We start from the raw sequence: 16614 nt of genomic DNA on the forward strand, positions 1-16614 counted from the left end.
TCCGGTATCTGCTTCAACGCTACGAACGCGATGGGGCTGGCGGTATGGGGGTATCCCCCCGATACGATCTGAGGACTTCCGCCCCAAGACCTGATCGGAGCCCCATGAACCTTCCCTGGACGCTGCACGGCGACGGCAAGCACGTCGCGCCCGGCGACGTCGTCGCGCCCGGCGAACGACTCAGCTGGCCGCGCACGATCGGCATCGGCGCGCAGCACGTCGTCGCCATGTTCGGCGCGACGTTCCTCGTTCCGCTGCTCACCGGGTTCCCGCCGGCGACGACGGTGTTCTTCTCGGGCATCGGCACGCTGCTCTTCCTCGTGATCACGCAGAACAAGCTGCCGAGCTACCTCGGGTCGTCGTTCGCATTCCTGGCCCCGATGGCCGCGGCGCTCGGGTCGAAGCTCGTCGCCGACCCGATGGGCGCGGCCCTGTTCGGCATCGTCTCGGTCGGCATCATGCTCGCCCTCGTCGGCGCGCTCGTGCTGTGGACCGGCACCGGATGGATCGACGCGCTCATGCCGCCCGTCGTCGCCGGTGCGATCGTCGCACTGATCGGTCTCAACCTCGCGCCCGCGGCGAAGTCGAACTTCGACCAGGCGCCGCTCACGGCGCTCATCACGCTCACCGCGATCCTGCTCACGACGGTGCTCTTCAGGGGCATCCTCGGCCGCATCTCGATCCTCGTCGGCGTCGTCGTCGGCTACGTCGCGGCGGTGCTCCAGGGCCAGGTGAACTGGGCGCCGGTCGAGGCGGCCGCGTGGGTCGGCCTGCCGACGTTCCACCTCGCGACGAACCCCTTCGCCGATCCCGCCGTCTGGGGTCTCCTGCCGGCGTTCCTGCCGGTCGTGCTCGTGCTCATCGCCGAGAACGTCGGGCACGTGCGCGGCGTCGCGCAGATGACCGACCCCTCGGTCAACAAGCAGACCGGGCGGGCGCTCTTCGCCGACGGCATCGCGACGACGATCGCGGGCATGTTCGGCGGCTCGGGCACCACGACGTACGGCGAGAACATCGGCGTCATGGCCGCGACTCGTGTCTACTCGACGGCCGCGTACTGGATCGCCGGCATCGTCGCGGTGCTGCTCGGCCTCTCCCCCAAGTTCGGCGCGCTCGTCGCGACGATCCCCCCGGGCGTGCTCGGCGGTGCGACCGTCGCGCTCTACGGCCTCATCGGCATCATCGGCGTCAAGATCTGGGTCGACAACAAGGTCGACTTCTCGCGTCCGGTGAACCAGTTCACCGCCGCGGTCGCCCTCATCATCGGCATCGCGAACTTCACGATCGAGTTCGGCTCGGTGGTGTTCGGCGGCATCGCGCTCGGCACGGTCGCCGCGCTCGTCGTCTACCACGGCATGAACGCGATCGCGAAGGTGCGCGGCACGAACTGACGCCGCCACGACGCACGGGATGCCTCGGGCCGCACGTGCGGCCCGAGGCATCCGTCGTTCAGGGAGTCGCCGGCCCGTCGCTCGGCCGGCACGTCGCTCAGCCGGCGAAGAGCGCCTCGATCGGTCCGCGGGCGAAGTACAGCACGAAGCCGCCGGCGACGACCCACAGCAGCGGGTGGACGGACTTCGCCCTGCCCGAGAGCGCGTTCACGACGACCCAGCTCACGAAACCGGCGCCGATGCCGTTGGCGATCGAGTAGGTCATCGGCATCACCGTGATGGTGAGGAACACGGGCAGCAGCACGCGGTAGTCGCTGAAGTCGATGTTCTTGATCTGCGCGAGCATCATCGCGCCGACGAGCACCAGGGCCGCCCCGGCGATCGCGCCGGGCACGAGCGAGGTGAGCGGCGTGAAGAACATCGCCAGCAGGAACAGGCCGCCGGTGATGAGCGTCGCGAAGCCCGTGCGGGCGCCCTCGCCGATGCCGGCGCCCGACTCCACGAACACCGTCGCCGACGACGACGACGTACTGCCGCCGACGATCGCGCCGACGCCCTCGACGACGAGCGCCGACTTGATGCGCGGGAAGTCGCCCTTCGCGTCGGCGAGGCCGGACTCCTCGGCGAGACCCGTCATGGTGCCCATGGCGTCGAAGAAGTTCGAGAACACGAGGGTGAAGACGATCATCACGAGCGCGAGCACGCCGACCTTGGCGAGGTCGAACGAGAAGTCGACGGCGCCGATGAGGCTGAGGTCGGGCAGGCTCACGATGCCGCCCGCGAACCCGAAGTCGAGGCCGAACGGCCAGATGGCGTTGGCGATGGCGGCGAGCACCGTGCCGCCCACGAGGGCGATGAGGATCGCACCCTTCACGCGCAGCGAGATCAGCACGCCGCCCGCGAGCACCGTGATGACGAAGAGCACGGTGGGCAGGGTCCCGACCGAGCCGTCGACCCCGAGCCCGACCGGCGGGGACGGGTTGCCCGTCGCCGTGACGAAGCCGGCGTTCACGAGTCCGATGAACGCGATGAACACGCCGATTCCGACGGTGATCGCGAGCTTCAGCTGCACCGGGACGGCGTCGAAGATCATCTTGCGCAGTCCGGTGGCCGCGAGCAGCACGATGACGACGCCGTTGATCACGACGAGCGCCATCGCCTCGGGCCAGGTGACCTGGCCGACGACCGAGAACGCGATGTAGGCGTTGATGCCGAGTCCGGCCGCGAAGGCGAACGGCAGGCGGGTGACGAGGCCGAACAGGATCGTCATGACCCCGGCGGTCAGCGCGGTCGCCGCGGCGACCGCTGCGCCGTTCAGGGTGTTGCCGTCGACGTCGGGCGTCGACAGGATGATCGGGTTGAGGATCACGATGTAGGCCATCGTCACGAAGGTGACGATGCCGCCGCGCACCTCGGTGAGGAGGTTCGAGCCGCGGGCGGAGATCTCGAAGAAGCGGTCGAGCGCGCCGACGGGCTTCTCGTCGGTCGGCTCGGTCGTGGGCGGGGTTGCAGTGGTCATCCGGGAACCTTCGATGAGGGACGTGCGCGCAGGGTCGCACGACGGGTGGACTGTCGTGTCGCCGGGACGGATCGTGCGTGTGGACGCGCGGTGCAGCCCGGATTCAGCCGGTGAACGCGATTCAGCCGGTGAACAGCTTGATGATGTGGTCGCCGACGATCAGGTAGATGCCGTAGACCACCGCAAGTGCGCTCACCGCGAAGCATACCCATGCACCGACGAATGCGGCGCGCTTCTGCCCCTCGGTGAGCGGGCTCTTCTTCGCCGCCTTCTTCGCGCGCTTCTCTGCGGCCTTGATCTCGGCCGGCGTGACGATCGTGATGGCGTCGGTGAACTCGGCCGGGGTGACGATGGGCGTTCGGCCCGAGATCGTGAGCAGGCGGATGCCGAGCGAGTACGCCGAGACGACGACGACCGTGGCGACCATCGCGGTCACGAGGACGAGGACGAACGCGAGCCAGTCGATCACTTCTTGACCTTCTTCTTCGGCTTCGGGTTGCGCTTGATCTTGACGGCACGGCCCGAGTCGGCGACCTCGCTGACGACGTTGCCCGCGGTGACCTCGCTGCGACGCGACCAGAGGAAGATACCCGCGATGACGCCGACGCCGACCACCGTGTCGACGATGATGCCGACGACGCCGAACTGGAGGGCGACGAACGCGGCGAGGGCACCCACTGCGCCCGCGGCCGGCAGCGTCATGAGCCAGCCGACGCCGATGCGCCCTGCGGTGCGCCAGCGCACCTTGGAGCCGCGGCGACCGAGCCCGGACCCGATCACCGAGCCCGACGCGACCTGGGTGGTCGAGAGCGCGAAGCCGACGTGGCTCGAGGCGAGGATCGTCGCGGCGGTCGCGGTCTCCGCGGCGAAGCCCTGGGCGGGCTTGACGTCGGTGAGGCCGGTGCCGAGGGTCTTGATGATGCGCCAGCCGCCCATGTAGGTGCCGAGCGCGATCGCGACGGCGCAGGTCACGATGACCCACGGCTGCACCTCGCTGCCGACCGACTGCATGCCCGCGGCGACGAGGGTGAGCGTGATGATGCCCATCGTCTTCTGGGCGTCGTTGGTGCCGTGGGCGAGTGCGACGAGCGAGGAGGAGAAGATCTGTCCGTGGCGGAAGCGGTCGCGGCCGTCGGGCTTGCCGTCGTGCCTGCGGGTGATCGCGTAGGCGAGCTTCGTGGCGAGGTACGCGATGAGGCCGGCCGTGAGCGGGGCGAGGACGGCGGGGAGGATCACCTTCGACAGCACGACCGAGAAGTCGATCGCGCCGACGCCGAAGCCGACGAGCGCGGCGCCGATGAGGCCGCCAAACAGCGCGTGGCTCGACGACGACGGGAGCCCGAGCAGCCACGTGATCATGTTCCACACGATCGCGCCGATGAGGCCGGCGAAGATGAGCTCGGGCGTGATGAGCACGCCGCCCGGCCCCTCCTTGATGATGCCGCCCGAGATCGTCATGGCGACCTCGGTCGACAGGAACGCGCCCACGAGGTTCAGGACGGCCGCGAGGCCGACGGCGACCTTCGGGCGGAGCGCGCCCGTCGCGATCGGCGTGGCCATGGCGTTCGCCGTGTCGTGGAAGCCGTTCGTGAAGTCGAAGAACAGCGCCAGTGCGATGACCAGCACGACGATGAGGGTCGAATCCACCGGCGTCTTTCTTCCGAGAGTGTGCGGTTCACCTGGAGTTCAGGCGCCCCGACGATACTACGCGACCGTCGGTCGCTCTGACACCACCGTCGCGAGATCCTCGCCGAACACGAAGGTGCGATGGGCGCGTCCGCCCGCGAGGACGCCGGGCAGCCAGCGCCGGGCGTCGTCCCACATGCGCTCGTACGGCACGGCGTCGAGCGCGAACCATTCGGGGTCGAGCTCGTCGGATGCCTCGGGCTCGCCGGTCCACGTATGCGCGACGAACACGTGCGATCGCTGGCTCCACCGCTCGCGGTGCGGGAAGTGGTAGGTCATCACGCCGCGCGGCTCGAGGTCGGCGGCGGCCACCACGAGGCCGACCTCCTCGAGGACCTCGCGCACGGAGGCGTCCACGGCCGTCTCACCGGGCTCGAGCTTGCCGCCGGGCGCCACGATGCGCCCCTCGCCGAGGCCCTCCCGCTTGCGACCGAGGAGCACCTCGGTGCGGCCCCCGCGCTCGCGCAGGAGGTAGCAGACGCAGACGTCGTACACGGTCAGCCGAAGAGGATGCGCGCCTCGTCGTACCGCGACTGCGGCACGCGGTTGAGCGTGCCGACGGCCTCGGCGATGGAGACGGTCTCGATGTCGGTGCCGCGCAGCGTCACCATCGACCCCCACGCGTGCGCGTAGACGGCGTCGATGGCGGCCATGCCGAGGCGGGTGGCGAGCACCCGGTCGTAGGCCGAGGGCGCGCCGCCGCGCTGGATGTGGCCGAGCACGGTCGCGCGCGACTCGATGCCCGTGCGCTCCTCGATCATGGGGGCGATCACGTCGGCGATGCCGCCGAGGCGGGGCCGGTTGAACGCGTCGAGGCCCTTGTGCGAGTGCGCCTCGTCCATGCCCTCGAGCGTGAAGCCCTCGGCGACGACGACGAGCGGCGAGCGGCCGCGGTCGCGCACCGACTCGACCCATTCGCAGATCTGCTCGATCGACTGCGGCTGCTCGGGGATGAGGATGGCGTGCGCTCCCCCGGCCATGCCGGAGTGCAGCGCGATCCAGCCGACGTGGCGGCCCATCACCTCGAGCACCATGCACCGGCCGTGCGAGTCGGCCGTCGTGCGCAGGCGATCGATCGCCTCGGTCGCGATCTCGACGGCGGTGTCGAAGCCGAACGAGTAGTCGGTCGCGGCGAGGTCGTTGTCGATCGTCTTCGGCACGCCGACGACCTTGATGCCGCCCTCGTCGTGGAGGCGCCGCGCCGCCGTGAGCGTGCCCTCGCCGCCGATGGCGATGATCGCGTCGATGCCGTGCTCGTCGAGCATGCGCTGGATGTTCTCGGGCCCGCCGCCCTCACCCTCGAACGGGTTGGTGCGGCTCGAGCCCAGGATCGTGCCGCCCTGCTTCGAGAGGCCGCGGACGTCGTGGCGGGTGATCGGCACGATGTCGGCCTCGACGACGCCCCTCCAGCCCCACTTGAAGCCGACGAACTCGGTGTCGTGCGAGATCACGCCGTTGAGCACCGCGCCGCGGATGACCGCGTTGAGGCCGGGGCAGTCGCCGCCCGAGGTGAGGATGCCGATCTTCATGCTCGTTGGACTCCTTGAGCTGGGGGGAATCGTCGCTGGAGCCGCTTCATCGGGGCACGACGCTCGGAAGTCTAGCGAACCTCGACTCTCGAACCGCGGTTCCACGGGCCCTGCGTGGCAGATTCGCCACGACGCGAAAGCATCGCGCCAAATGCGGTGCCGCGGCCGACCGCGATGCCGTCGAGCGTCGGCCGCTGCCCCGCTACAGCGCCCCGTCGAGTGCCTGCCGCAGCAGGTGCTGCAGGGCGTCGAGCTGCACCGAGTCGGCCGAGCCGGGCTCGACGTCCTGACCGTCGAGCGCACGCGCCGCGAGGCCCTGCTTCGAGTCGATGAGCTCGGCGATGCGCGCGTCGACCGTGTGCGCGGCGATGATGCGCCACGCGGTCACGGGCTCCTCCTGGCCGATGCGGTGCACGCGGTCGATCGCCTGCGTCTGCTCGGCCGCCGTCCAGCTGAGCTCGGCGAGCACGACGTTCGACGCGGCCTGCAGGTTGACGCCGACGCCGGCCGCGGTGAGCGAGCAGACGGCGACGTGCACCTCGGGATCCTTGTTGAACGCGTCGATCGCGGCCTGCCGCTGCAGGGCGGTCTGGTCGCCGCGCAGCGACACGGTGCGCAGCTCACGCGAGGCGAACGCGGCCTCGGCCTGGTCCATGACGTCGATGTGCTTCGCGAAGAAGACCACCTTGCCGACCGAGCGGGCGAGCTGGGCGGCGTAGTCGGCGGCGAGGCCGGCCTTCGCCTGGCCGATGCGGCGCACCATCGTGAAGACGTTCTCGCCCGACTTCGCCGACTTGGACTCCTCGAACTCGGCGCTCGCGACCGCGCGGATGAACTGGTCGCGGGTGTCCTCGTCGAGGTCGCCGACGCGCAGGTGGCGCGCCTCGACGAGCGCCCGGAATCGCGAGGCGAGGCGGTTGCCCAGCTCGCGCTCGGCGGCGCGCACGGAGCGGCCGAGCTCGTCGTCGAGTTCGACGGGGAGGTCGGCGATGCGCTTGGCCGGCAGGTCGGCCGCGACGTCGACCTTGCGCCGGCGCACGATGCCGAGGTCGATGACCGTGCGACGCGCTTCGGCGTAGAAGCCGGGCTCGGCGGGGGTGAGCCCCGTCTCCTCGAGCTTGCCGAGCAGCTCGGGCGAGGGCTTGTCGCCCTCGATCCAGCCGAGGAACTGCCAGATCGCGCGGAAGTCGTCGACGTCGTTGATGAGCGGCGTGCCCGTGAGGGCGAGCAGCAGCGGGTCGCCGCCCGGCGTGGCCTTGCGGATGCGGTCGGCCAGGGCGAGCACGTTGCGCGAGCGCTGCGACTGCAGGTTCTTGATGAAGTGCGCCTCGTCGACGACCATGCCGCGGAACCCGAGCGTCGACAGCCACGCCATGTGACGGTCGAGCACGTCGTAGTTCACGACGACGACGTCGGCGAACGCGTCGAGGGTGTCGCCGTCGCCGTGGATGACGGTCGCGCGCCGGTGCGGGGTCCACCGCTCGACCTCGCGCGCCCAGTTCATCTTCACGACGTTGGGCACGACCGCGAGCAGCGGGTAGGCGTCGGACACCGAGGCCGCGAGCACCGACTGGGCGGTCTTGCCGAGGCCCGGCTCGTCGGCGAGCAGGAAGGTGCGGTGGCCGTTGCGGGCGCTCTCGATGAAACGCGCCTGGTGCTTCATGAGCTCGAGGCCGCGCGGGGCGAGCCGGTCGATCTTCGGCGCCTCGGGCAGCTCCATCGTGGCGGCCTGGCCGCCCGAGCCCTGCTCGAACGCCTTGAACAGCGGCCCGAGGAGCTCCCAGTTCGCGAGGCGCCGCACGGGCACCACGGGGGCGGCGGGCTTCGAGAAGTCGGGCGCGAGGAACGGGTTCGCGAGCTGGCGCGACTTCACCGAGCGCGGCACGACCTGGTTCTCGGAGAGCACGACGGGTGCCGGTTCGGGCTCGCGCGTGATGATGAGCTCGTCGGGGCTCAGCTCGGCGCCCGACTCGAGCAGCCAGTCGCGGCGGAAGCGCTGCGCGACCGTCGAGATCGAGGCGTCGGGCTCGAGCAACTGGATGAGGCTCGTGTCGCGGGCGGCGGTCTTCGCGAGGATCTGCGCGATGCCGTCGAGGCGCTTCAGCAGCTCGGCGCGGGCGGCGTCGGCGATGTCGGCGTCGCCCTTGACCCGGGCGCGCTCCTCGCGCATGAGGAGTGCGATCACCTGGAACTTCTGCCGGTTCGTCGGGCCGAGCTTGCCCTTCTGCGCCTTCTGCTCGACCTCTCGCACCTTGCGGGCGAGGATCGGGATGATGGGCGCGTCGTCGTCACGCGAACGCGTGCGCTGCCGCTGCCTCTGCTGGGCCATTGTTCTCCCGTTCATTCGTGCCGTGCCGGCACGCCGTCCCCTGCACGCCCCCTCGGCACCGACGGGTGATCGGGCCGGCTGCGACGGCGCGGAGGCCGTGCGGCGCGGTACGCCGGATCCCGAACCGAGCAGCGGCGAGCGGGGCTCGCACGGTCGGCCGAAGAACGGATTCGACGGGCGCGGTGCCCATTCTAGCGGGCTGCGGCGCCTGAGCGGGAAACCATGACGGCCCGGCGCTCGGCGCGCGTGGTTCACGGGGCCCGGGATGCCGCGGCCTGCGTCGCGCTCGATGCGGGCGCAGGTCTCTCGGGGGCTACCCCCGTCGCCACGACGCGCCTACCCTTGGAGTATGGACGAGCTCGCGGGGGCGGGCGCGGAGTTCGCGCCCGAGGACGACGATTTCACGGTGTCGCAGGACACGGAGTTCGATGAGGACGACGAGGTCCACGACGACGACGAGCGCTCGCTCGACGACGCACTCGACGACGAGGTGCCCGGGGTCGACGCCGAACGGCGGGTCGACCTGCGCGACGAGCGGGCTCCCGCCGACGACGACTGAGCCGGCGGGCCGGGCTCACACGCCGCCGCCTCCGCCGCCACCTCCTCCTCCGCCCGACGAGCCGCCGCCGCCCGAGCCGCTCGACGACGAACTCGAGCTCGAGCCCGACCACGAGCTCGACGAGGCCTGGGAGAACGACGAGACGCCGGCGGCGAACCAGGCCGCGTTGAATCCGTCGCGGCCCGCGTACCAGTCGGGCGACGTGCCGTCCTGCTCGTACAGCGCGGCGAGCTCGCGGCTCCAGTCTCGTTCGAGCCCGAAGAGCACCGCGTAGGGCAGCAGACGCTCGTTGAGCTTCAGCACCGCCCGCCGGTCGGTCGTGTCGACGCGGAGCGCACCGGTCGGGCTCTGCAGCACCCGGAGGCGGTCGGCTTCGGCGAGCCGGATGTAGAGGCGCAGCCCTTCGAGATGGTCGCGCAGCTCGCGCCCGCGCTCGGTGAGCGGGCGCACATCAGCGACGAGGCCGAGCGCGGCGAGCGACGCGAGGAGCGCGACGACGAAGGCGATCATCGGCCAGGCGCCGCCCATCACGCCCTCGAGCGCGAAGATGCCGAGCACGACGCTCGCGGTGGAGGCGACGACCGCGACAAGGCCGATTCCGACGCGGAGGCCGCGGTCGGGGCGGCGCCGGAGGCCGGCGGCGACGACGCCCTTCGTGACCCGCTGGCGGATCGCGAGCAGCCGCTTGCCGAGTGCGGTGTCGCGCGACCTGAGATCGCGGGCGGCGCCGCGCGCGGGCGGCGAGCCGAAGAGCGCCGCGGTGACGGCGCGGGCATGCTCATCGGCCGTCGCGCCGGCGCCGACGTACTCGACGGCGTACGTGCGGTGTCCGGTCTCGACGATCCGCAGGTCGCCCGCGACGGCGCGCTCGAGGATCGTCGCGGTCACGCCCTTGCCCGGCTTGCCCACGAGATCGGCCGCGACGAAGGCCGAGACCCCTTCGGGCGGCTCGTACTGGGCGATGATCGTGCCGCGGCCGGGATGGTCGCGCCAGCGTGCGAGCCGTGCGACGAGGGCGGCGATCGCCGCACCCACGGCGACGAGGGCGGCGACCCCGCCGCCGACGGCCGCCGGTGACGACCAGAACGCGTCGTCGCGCGGCGTCACCGTGCCCGCGCGGAAGCCCGCGGCGATCGTGAGGTTCTCGTACGGGCCGATGGCCGACGCCTGCGCGACGACGACGGTCTCTCCGTCGGCGCCCTCGTCGGTCGTGATGCCGTCGCAGGGCGTGCTCGACCCGCTCCAGCCCCGGTAGCAGGCGACCGCCCCCGTGAAGCCCTCGGCGAGCGCGCCGCCGAACCGGAGCTCCGCGCGGACCACGCCGAACGGCTGCGCCCATCCGGTGCCGTTGACGTCCCAGTAGAACTCGTCGATCGCGGCGTCGTCGGGCACGTGCATGACGTTGCGCTGGCGGTAGGTGATGACGTACGTCTGCTCGCCGTGCACGTAGTCGTCGGCGCGGATCGTGACGAGCAGGAACTCGTCGTCCTCGTCGGTCTCGGTCTCGAAGGGGCGCGGCGCCCCCGTCTCGTCGGTCACCGACTCGATCACGAGGTCGGTCGGGTGGCCGTCGTAGTCGAGCGGGATGGCACGGCGGATGCCGCGGTTCTGGTCGAACTCGGGGAACTCGGCGACGAGGGTCTCGGTCGTCTCGAGCACCGACCGGCCGTCGGCGTCGAGCGAGAGCTCGTACACCGCGTCGAACGAGTCGAAGGCGAAGTCGTCGACGCCGGCGGCCACCCCGATCGCCGAGACGCGGGCAGTCGGGGCCGCTCCCCCGTCGGCGAGGGCGGCGTCACCGACGAGCACGGGCACCGCGAGTGCGGCGACCGCGAGCACGGCGGACGCGGCGCGACGGAGGAGTCGGGCGAGCGGCATCCCCCCACGGTAGCGGCCCGTGCCGCCGTGGCTCACCAGCCGCCACCGCCCCCGCCGCCGCCTCCGCCCGAGGAGCCGCCGCCGCTCGACCCGGAGAAGGACGAGGAGCTCGACGAACTCGACCACGACGTCGAGCTCGACCACGCGGGCGACGCGCTCGCCCACGACGACGCGCTCGTCGCCTGCCCGAAGCCGCCCATCGACGACGACACGTCGCCGCCGGCGTACCAGGCGGCGGCCGAACCGGCTGCGGCGTACTCGGTCGCGAGCACGGCGACCCACTCCCGTTCGAGCCCGAAGAGCGCCGCGTACGGCAGCATGCGCTCGTCGAGTCGCAGGATCTCACCGGGGCCGCGCAGGGCCCCCGTCGGGCTCTGCAGCATCGCGAGCCGGTCGGCCTCGGCCAGCCGGATGTAGAGCCGCAGCCCCTCCAGGTGGTCGCGCAGGCGGCGGCCCTCGAGGGTCGGCCGTACGGCGCCGCGTCCGATGGACGGGATGGTGACGACCCCGAGCACGCCGACGACCGCGGCGGCGATGAGCCACGGCACGACGGGCGAACCCGGCACGGTGAAGATCGCGAAGAACGCCGTGATCGTGCCCAGCAGGCAGACCGCGAAGAGCACACGGCCGACCCGTGTCGTCGAGGCCGTGAGGCCCGAGGCGAGCGCCCGCGAGCGCGCCTGCCGGAACGTCTCGCCGAACGCGACGGCCATCGTCGAGTCCCGGCTCGGCAGGTCTCGCCCTGCGCCGGCCTCCCGATGCGGGAACAGCGCCCCGAGCACCGCCTTCGCCTCGGTGCCGTCGACCTCGCCGCCCCGGTACTCGAGCCGGTACCTCTTCGCCCCGCGCTCGTGCACGCGCACGACCCCGTCGACCGCGAACTGCAGGATCGACGCCGTGATCGCCCGTCGTTCGGTGCGCAGCAGGTGGGCCGCGGTGATGAGCCCGACCCCCTCGGGCGGCTCGTACTGGGCGATGACCGTGCCGGCACGTCGGTACCGCCACACGCCGAAGCGCAGCACGAGCGTCGTGACGAACGAGCCGACGGCGCCCACCGCCCCGGCGAGGCCGAGCCACGCCTCAGGCGGCATCGGTGCCGCCGCGAACGTGCCGGCCTCGAAGCCGACCGCGATCGTGAGCGTCTCGTGCGGACCCAGCTGCGACGCGGTCGCGACGATCGAGCCGTCGGGGCGCTGCTCGACCCCGTCGCACGGCGTCGTCGCGCCCTCGGGGCCGCGGTAGCAGGCGCGGTTCCCGTCGGCGGCGGCCTCGACGTCGGGGGTCGCGGTGAGCGTGGCCGTGACACGGCCGAACGGCTGGGCGAATCCGGTGCCGTTGACGTCCCAGTAGAACTCGTCGATCGCGGCGTCGTCGGGCCGGTGGGTCACGTCGTGCAGCCGGTACGTGACCACGTACGTCTGGCGCCCGTGCACGAACGCGTCGGCGTCGCCGATCCGCAGCACCTCGAAGCCGTCCTCGTTCGCGAGGTCGTAGCGGCGGGCCGCGCCCGTCTCGTCGGTCACGGCGAGCACGGTCACGTCGAGCGAGTGGCCGTCGTAGTGATCGGGCACGGCGCGGAGGATGCCGTGGTTCTGGTCGACGTCGGGGAACTCGGCGACGAGCGTCTCGGTGACGTCGAGCACCGACCGTCCGGCCTCGTCGCGCGACAGGGCGTACTGCGCGTCGAGCGAGTCGAAGGCGAAGTCGTCGACGCCGGCCGGCACGATCGCGCCGGGCGCAGCGGCGCCGACCGCGGCGGGCCGGTCGGGGGGCGCGATGCGCTCGGCACGGGCGGATGCCGCGGGGCCGAGCGCATCCGCTCCGAGCACGGCGCCGACGCCCGCGAGCACCGCCACCGCGAACAGGAGCGCCGCGGCACCGGGTCGCCGCGCAAGTCGGGTCATGGTGCCACGGTAGCCGCCCGCCGCGCCCGGGGTGACCCCCAGAACGCGGCGGGCGCAGCGGGCGCGCGACCGGTCAGGCGCGGCGCAGCCGAAGGCTGTTGAGCACGACGAACACGCTCGAGAACGCCATCGCGGCGCCCGCGATCATCGGGTTGAGGAAGCCCGCGGCGGCGAGCGGGATCGCCGCGACGTTGTACGCGAACGCCCAGAACAGGTTGCCGCGGATCGTGCCGAGGGTGGCACGTGCGAGCGAGATCGCGTCGGGGATGGCGCCGGGCTCGTCGCGTGTGAGCGCGAGGTCGCTCGCGCTCGCCGCCGCGTCGGTGCCGCCGCCCATCGCGATGCCGAGGTCGGCCGCGGCGAGCGCGGCCGCGTCGTTCACGCCGTCGCCGACCATCGCGGTCTTGTGCCCGGCCGACTGCAGCCCGGTGACGACCGCGAGCTTGCCCTCGGGGCTCGTGCCCGCGTGCACCTCGTCGATGCCGAGCTCCGCGGCGACGCGGCGGGCGGGGCGTTCGGCGTCGCCCGTGACGAGCACCGGCGTGAGCCCCTGGCCGCGCAGGCGCTCGATCGCCTCGCGGGCGCCCGGGCGGGTCGTGTCGCCCACCTCGAGCACGGCTCGCACCTCGCCGTCCCAGCCGACGGCCACGGCGGTCGCGTCGGAGTCGGCGATGCGGCGGGCGAGGTCGTCGGGCAGTCGCAGGCCGAGCTCCTGCAGGAACGCGGGGCGGCCGACCGCGGCGTCCACACCGTCGACGACGCCCGTCACGCCGAGCCCGGCGTGCGCGCGGAACTCGCGCACCTCGGGCACGGCCGCTCCGCGCTCGGCGGCCCCGGCGACGACGGCGCGAGCGATCGGATGCTCCGACCGCCCCTCGAGCGCGGCGGCGACCCCGAGCGCGGCGTCGGCTGCGGCATCCGCGGCCCGGCTCGCGCCGGCACCGGTCGTGATGACCTCGCCGAGTCGCATGCGGCCGGTCGTGAGCGTGCCGGTCTTGTCGAGCAGGACGGTGTCGATGCCGGCGATGCGATCGAGCGTCTCGGGTCCGGTGATGAGGATGCCGCGCTCGGCGCCGCGTCCCGTGCCGACGAGGATCGCCATGGGCGTCGCGAGACCGAGGGCGCAGGGGCAGGCGATCACGAGCACGGCGACGGCGGCCGTGATGGCCAGCTCGACGGGGCTGCCCGTCGCGATCCAGACGATCGCGGTGCCGAGCGCGATCGCGATGACGATGGGCACGAACCCGGCCGAGATGCGATCGGCGAGCCGCTGCGCACGGGACTTGCCGAGCTGCGCGTCTTCGACGAGCCGCGCGATCTGGGCGAGCCGGGTGTCGGCGCCGACCCGCGAAGCCGTGATCACGAGGCTGCCGCCGTGCACGATCGTCGCCGCGGTCACCTCGCTGCCGGGGGCGGCGTCGACCGGTGCCGGCTCGCCCGTGAGCATCGACTCGTCGACGCTCGCCTCGCCGTCGACGACCGTGCCGTCGGCGGCGATGCGCTCGCCGGGACGCACCACGAACCGGTCGCCGGGCCGCAGTTCGGCGATGGGCACGCGAGTCTCGACGGTCGCTCCCGGGGTGCCGCGCACCACGGTCACCTCGCGCGGTGCGAGCTCGAGGAGGGTGCGCAGCGCCTTGCCGGCCCGGCGCTTCGAGCGGGCCTCGATGTACCGCCCGAGCAGGATGATCGTGATGACGCCGGCGGCGACCTCGAGGTACACGTCGCCGCCCGGCGTGCCGCGAACCCCGAACGTCCATTCGTGGGTCATGCCCGGCATGCCGGCGTGCCCGAGGAAGAGGGCCCACAACGACCACGCGAACGCCGTCAGCGTGCCGAGCGAGACGAGCGTGTCCATCGTGAGCGAGCCGTGCCGCAGGTTCACCCAGGCCGCGCGGTGGAACGGCCAGCCGCCCCAGACGACGACGGGTGCGGCGAGGGCGAGCGAGAGCCACTGCCAGTACGTGAACTGCAGCGCGGGGATCATCGCGATCGCGACGACCGGCACCGTGAGCACGGCGGAGACGATGAGGCGGGTGCGCAGCGGGTCGTCGGTGCGGGATGCCTCGGGGCGGGCGCCCGCACGTGACGCCCCCTCGATGCCCGTGGCCGGCGCGGGCCCGGCGTTCGTGGCCGGCGCGCCGTCGGCGGCGACCGCCGGTGCGACGGGTCGCACGGGGGTGCCGACGACCGGGAGGCCCAGGTCGACGCGCTGCACGCCGCCGGCCTCGCCGCGCCGCTCCCCCGCGAGCAACGACTCGGCCGCGGTGGGCACTGACGCCGCGGCATCCCGCCCCGCCTCGCGCTCGACCGGGGTCGCGGTGTAACCGGCCTGCCGGACCGCCTCGACGAGCGCGTCGATCGACGTCGACGACGGGAACCGCACCCGTGCCCGCTCGGTCGCGAGGTTGACGGCGGCCTCGACGCCGTCGAGCCGGCCGAGCCGTTTCTCGACGCGGCCGACGCAGCTCGCACAGGTCATGCCCTCGATGTCGAGGTCGATCGTGCGCAGCCGGGAGTCGTCGAGCGTGGTCATGGCGTCGAATATACCCCCTAGGGGTATCGGGTGCAAACGCGGTATCCTGTACTCGTGATCGAGGACATCAAGAAGCGCGCCCTGCACCGCACGAAGATCATCGAGGGCCAGCTGCGCGGCATCGAGAAGATGATCGAGAACGACGACTACTGCGTCGACATCATCACGCTGTCGCTCGCCGTGCAGAAGTCGCTCGGCTCGCTCAACAAGCTGCTCGTCGAGAACCACCTGCGCACGCACGTCACCCACCAGTACGAGGCGGGCGGCGACGAGCGCGAGGCGGCCGTCGCCGAGCTCGTGCGCATCTTCGAGCTCTCCAACCGCGGCTGAGCCGACCCGCCACGAACCGCGGAGCCGGCGGCCGCCGCGCGCCCGCGGCGACCCCGATCACGTGCCGGGCGCGGTCTCCGCGAGCCAGGCGTCGAGCTCGCTCGGCTCATCGGTGATGATGCCGTCGACGCCGAGCGCGTTGACCGTCTCCCAGTGCTCGAGCGTGTTGAGCGTGTAGCAGAGCACCGCGATGCCCGCCTCGTGCGCGCGTTCGAGGGCGCCGGGCACGGCGGTCACGGAGTCGACCGTGGTGCCGAATCCGATGAGGCCGAGCTGCTCGGCCAGCGGCACCGGGTCGGCCGGAAGCTCGCGGATGAGCATGATGCGCGGCAGCGTCGGGGCGACCGCCTGGAGCGAGCTCAGCGTCTCGATGCTGAAGCTCTGCAGCACGATCCGCCCCCGGAGCCCGTGCCGCTCGATGAGATCGGTCACGACCCGCACCTCGGCGGGCGTCCAGTCGGCCTTGAGCTCCACGAGGGCGCGGGCGTCGTCGCGATCGGCGAGCTCCGTGAGGAAGCGTTCGAGGGTCGGGATCTTCACGCCCTCGTACTCGGGCCCGTACCACGCGCCCGCGTCGAGGCGCGCGAGCTCGGCGAGGTCGAGCTCACCGACCGTGCGATCGTCGCCCGTGATCCGTTCGAGCGACGTGTCGTGGAAGAGCACCGGCACTCCGTCGCGGCTGAGCTGCACGTCGGTCTCGACGAACTCGAGCTCGTCCATCGCGAGCTCGAGCGACGGCATGGTGTTCTCGGGCGCCGTCGCCCGGTCGCCGCGGTGCCCGACCGTGAACGCCGGCTCCCCCGGCGCGCGGAGTGCTCCGAACACGTCGATGGCGTAGACGGTCGGCGGCGACTGGGCGATGAAGAGCACGGTCGCGACGATCGCGACGGCGAGGGCTGCGAGGGTCGCCCGCACGGCTCGTCGGGGCGGGCGCGTGAACGGGGCGAACGATC

13 protein-coding genes are annotated in these 16614 nt (G+C 72.3%); 3 read left to right on the top strand and 10 right to left on the bottom strand.

Annotated features, from left to right (window positions below; translation table 11 throughout):
• Positions 1–104: 104 nt before the first annotated feature.
• A complete protein-coding gene (locus AC3RJ6_RS15270; protein WP_491427951.1) occupies positions 105–1391 on the top strand; it encodes a uracil-xanthine permease family protein in 1287 nt (428 codons plus the stop codon).
• A 97-nt stretch (positions 1392–1488) separates the two neighbouring features.
• Here the strand turns inward: AC3RJ6_RS15270 and AC3RJ6_RS15275 are convergent, their stop codons facing one another.
• The 6 genes from AC3RJ6_RS15275 to AC3RJ6_RS15300 form a co-directional block, all read right to left on the bottom strand.
• The gene (locus AC3RJ6_RS15275) at positions 1489–2910 is read right to left on the bottom strand and encodes an NCS2 family permease (RefSeq protein ID WP_491427952.1); all 1422 of its coding nucleotides are present in this window, start codon (positions 2908–2910) and stop codon (positions 1489–1491) included.
• 121 nt (positions 2911–3031) lie between these two features.
• Positions 3032–3379, bottom strand: a complete 348-nt coding sequence (locus AC3RJ6_RS15280) for a peptidase (protein WP_491427953.1) — start codon at positions 3377–3379, stop codon at positions 3032–3034.
• The gene (locus AC3RJ6_RS15285) at positions 3376–4557 is read right to left on the bottom strand and encodes an inorganic phosphate transporter (protein ID WP_491427954.1); all 1182 of its coding nucleotides are present in this window, start codon (positions 4555–4557) and stop codon (positions 3376–3378) included. Before AC3RJ6_RS15285 ends, AC3RJ6_RS15280 begins: the two co-directional genes overlap by 4 nt.
• Positions 4558–4614: 57 nt before the next feature.
• Entirely contained in the window at positions 4615–5091 is a 477-nt protein-coding gene (locus AC3RJ6_RS15290) for an 8-oxo-dGTP diphosphatase (protein ID WP_491427955.1), read from the bottom strand.
• Positions 5092–5093: 2 nt separating this feature from the next.
• A complete protein-coding gene (locus AC3RJ6_RS15295; protein WP_491427956.1) occupies positions 5094–6125 on the bottom strand; it encodes a 6-phosphofructokinase in 1032 nt (343 codons plus the stop codon).
• Between the two features lie 202 nt (positions 6126–6327).
• The gene (locus AC3RJ6_RS15300; RefSeq protein ID WP_491427957.1) at positions 6328–8454 is read right to left on the bottom strand and encodes a DEAD/DEAH box helicase; all 2127 of its coding nucleotides are present in this window, start codon (positions 8452–8454) and stop codon (positions 6328–6330) included.
• A gap of 349 nt (positions 8455–8803) precedes the next feature.
• Here AC3RJ6_RS15300 and AC3RJ6_RS15305 point away from each other — a divergent pair, with 349 nt between their 5' ends.
• Positions 8804–9013, top strand: a complete 210-nt coding sequence (locus AC3RJ6_RS15305; protein WP_491427958.1) for a hypothetical protein — start codon at positions 8804–8806, stop codon at positions 9011–9013.
• Between the two features lie 15 nt (positions 9014–9028).
• Here the strand turns inward: AC3RJ6_RS15305 and AC3RJ6_RS15310 are convergent, their stop codons facing one another.
• From AC3RJ6_RS15310 to AC3RJ6_RS15320, 3 genes are all read right to left on the bottom strand, one after another.
• Positions 9029–10891: a DUF2207 family protein gene (locus AC3RJ6_RS15310; protein ID WP_491427959.1), complete on the bottom strand. Its 1863-nt coding sequence runs from the start codon at positions 10889–10891 to the stop codon at positions 9029–9031.
• Positions 10892–10923: 32 nt separating this feature from the next.
• Positions 10924–12795, bottom strand: coding sequence for a DUF2207 domain-containing protein (locus AC3RJ6_RS15315; RefSeq protein WP_491427960.1), 1872 nt, complete (start codon positions 12793–12795; stop codon positions 10924–10926).
• Positions 12796–12868: 73 nt separating this feature from the next.
• The gene (locus AC3RJ6_RS15320) at positions 12869–15331 is read right to left on the bottom strand and encodes a heavy metal translocating P-type ATPase (protein WP_491427961.1); all 2463 of its coding nucleotides are present in this window, start codon (positions 15329–15331) and stop codon (positions 12869–12871) included.
• Between the two features lie 54 nt (positions 15332–15385).
• On the opposite strand from AC3RJ6_RS15320, the gene AC3RJ6_RS15325 reads away from it, so the two are divergent.
• Complete coding sequence (locus AC3RJ6_RS15325) at positions 15386–15661, top strand: metal-sensitive transcriptional regulator (RefSeq protein WP_275506703.1); 276 nt, start codon at positions 15386–15388, stop codon at positions 15659–15661.
• A 57-nt stretch (positions 15662–15718) separates the two neighbouring features.
• Here the strand turns inward: AC3RJ6_RS15325 and AC3RJ6_RS15330 are convergent, their stop codons facing one another.
• A complete protein-coding gene (locus tag AC3RJ6_RS15330; RefSeq protein ID WP_491427962.1) occupies positions 15719–16576 on the bottom strand; it encodes a glycerophosphodiester phosphodiesterase in 858 nt (285 codons plus the stop codon).
• Between the last annotated feature and the right edge of the window lie 38 nt (positions 16577–16614).

The organism is Agromyces cucurbitae, assembly GCF_058349945.1.

Coding starts and splice junctions, on each gene's coding strand:
- AC3RJ6_RS15270 (WP_491427951.1), top strand. CDS start 105: ATGAACCTTCCCTGGACGCTGCACGGCGACGGCAAGCACGTCGCGCCC.
- AC3RJ6_RS15275 (WP_491427952.1), bottom strand. CDS start 2,910: ATGACCACTGCAACCCCGCCCACGACCGAGCCGACCGACGAGAAGCCC.
- AC3RJ6_RS15295 (WP_491427956.1), bottom strand. CDS start 6,125: ATGAAGATCGGCATCCTCACCTCGGGCGGCGACTGCCCCGGCCTCAAC.
- AC3RJ6_RS15300 (WP_491427957.1), bottom strand. CDS start 8,454: ATGGCCCAGCAGAGGCAGCGGCAGCGCACGCGTTCGCGTGACGACGAC.
- AC3RJ6_RS15305 (WP_491427958.1), top strand. CDS start 8,804: ATGGACGAGCTCGCGGGGGCGGGCGCGGAGTTCGCGCCCGAGGACGAC.
- AC3RJ6_RS15310 (WP_491427959.1), bottom strand. CDS start 10,891: ATGCCGCTCGCCCGACTCCTCCGTCGCGCCGCGTCCGCCGTGCTCGCG.
- AC3RJ6_RS15315 (WP_491427960.1), bottom strand. CDS start 12,795: ATGACCCGACTTGCGCGGCGACCCGGTGCCGCGGCGCTCCTGTTCGCG.
- AC3RJ6_RS15320 (WP_491427961.1), bottom strand. CDS start 15,331: ATGACCACGCTCGACGACTCCCGGCTGCGCACGATCGACCTCGACATC.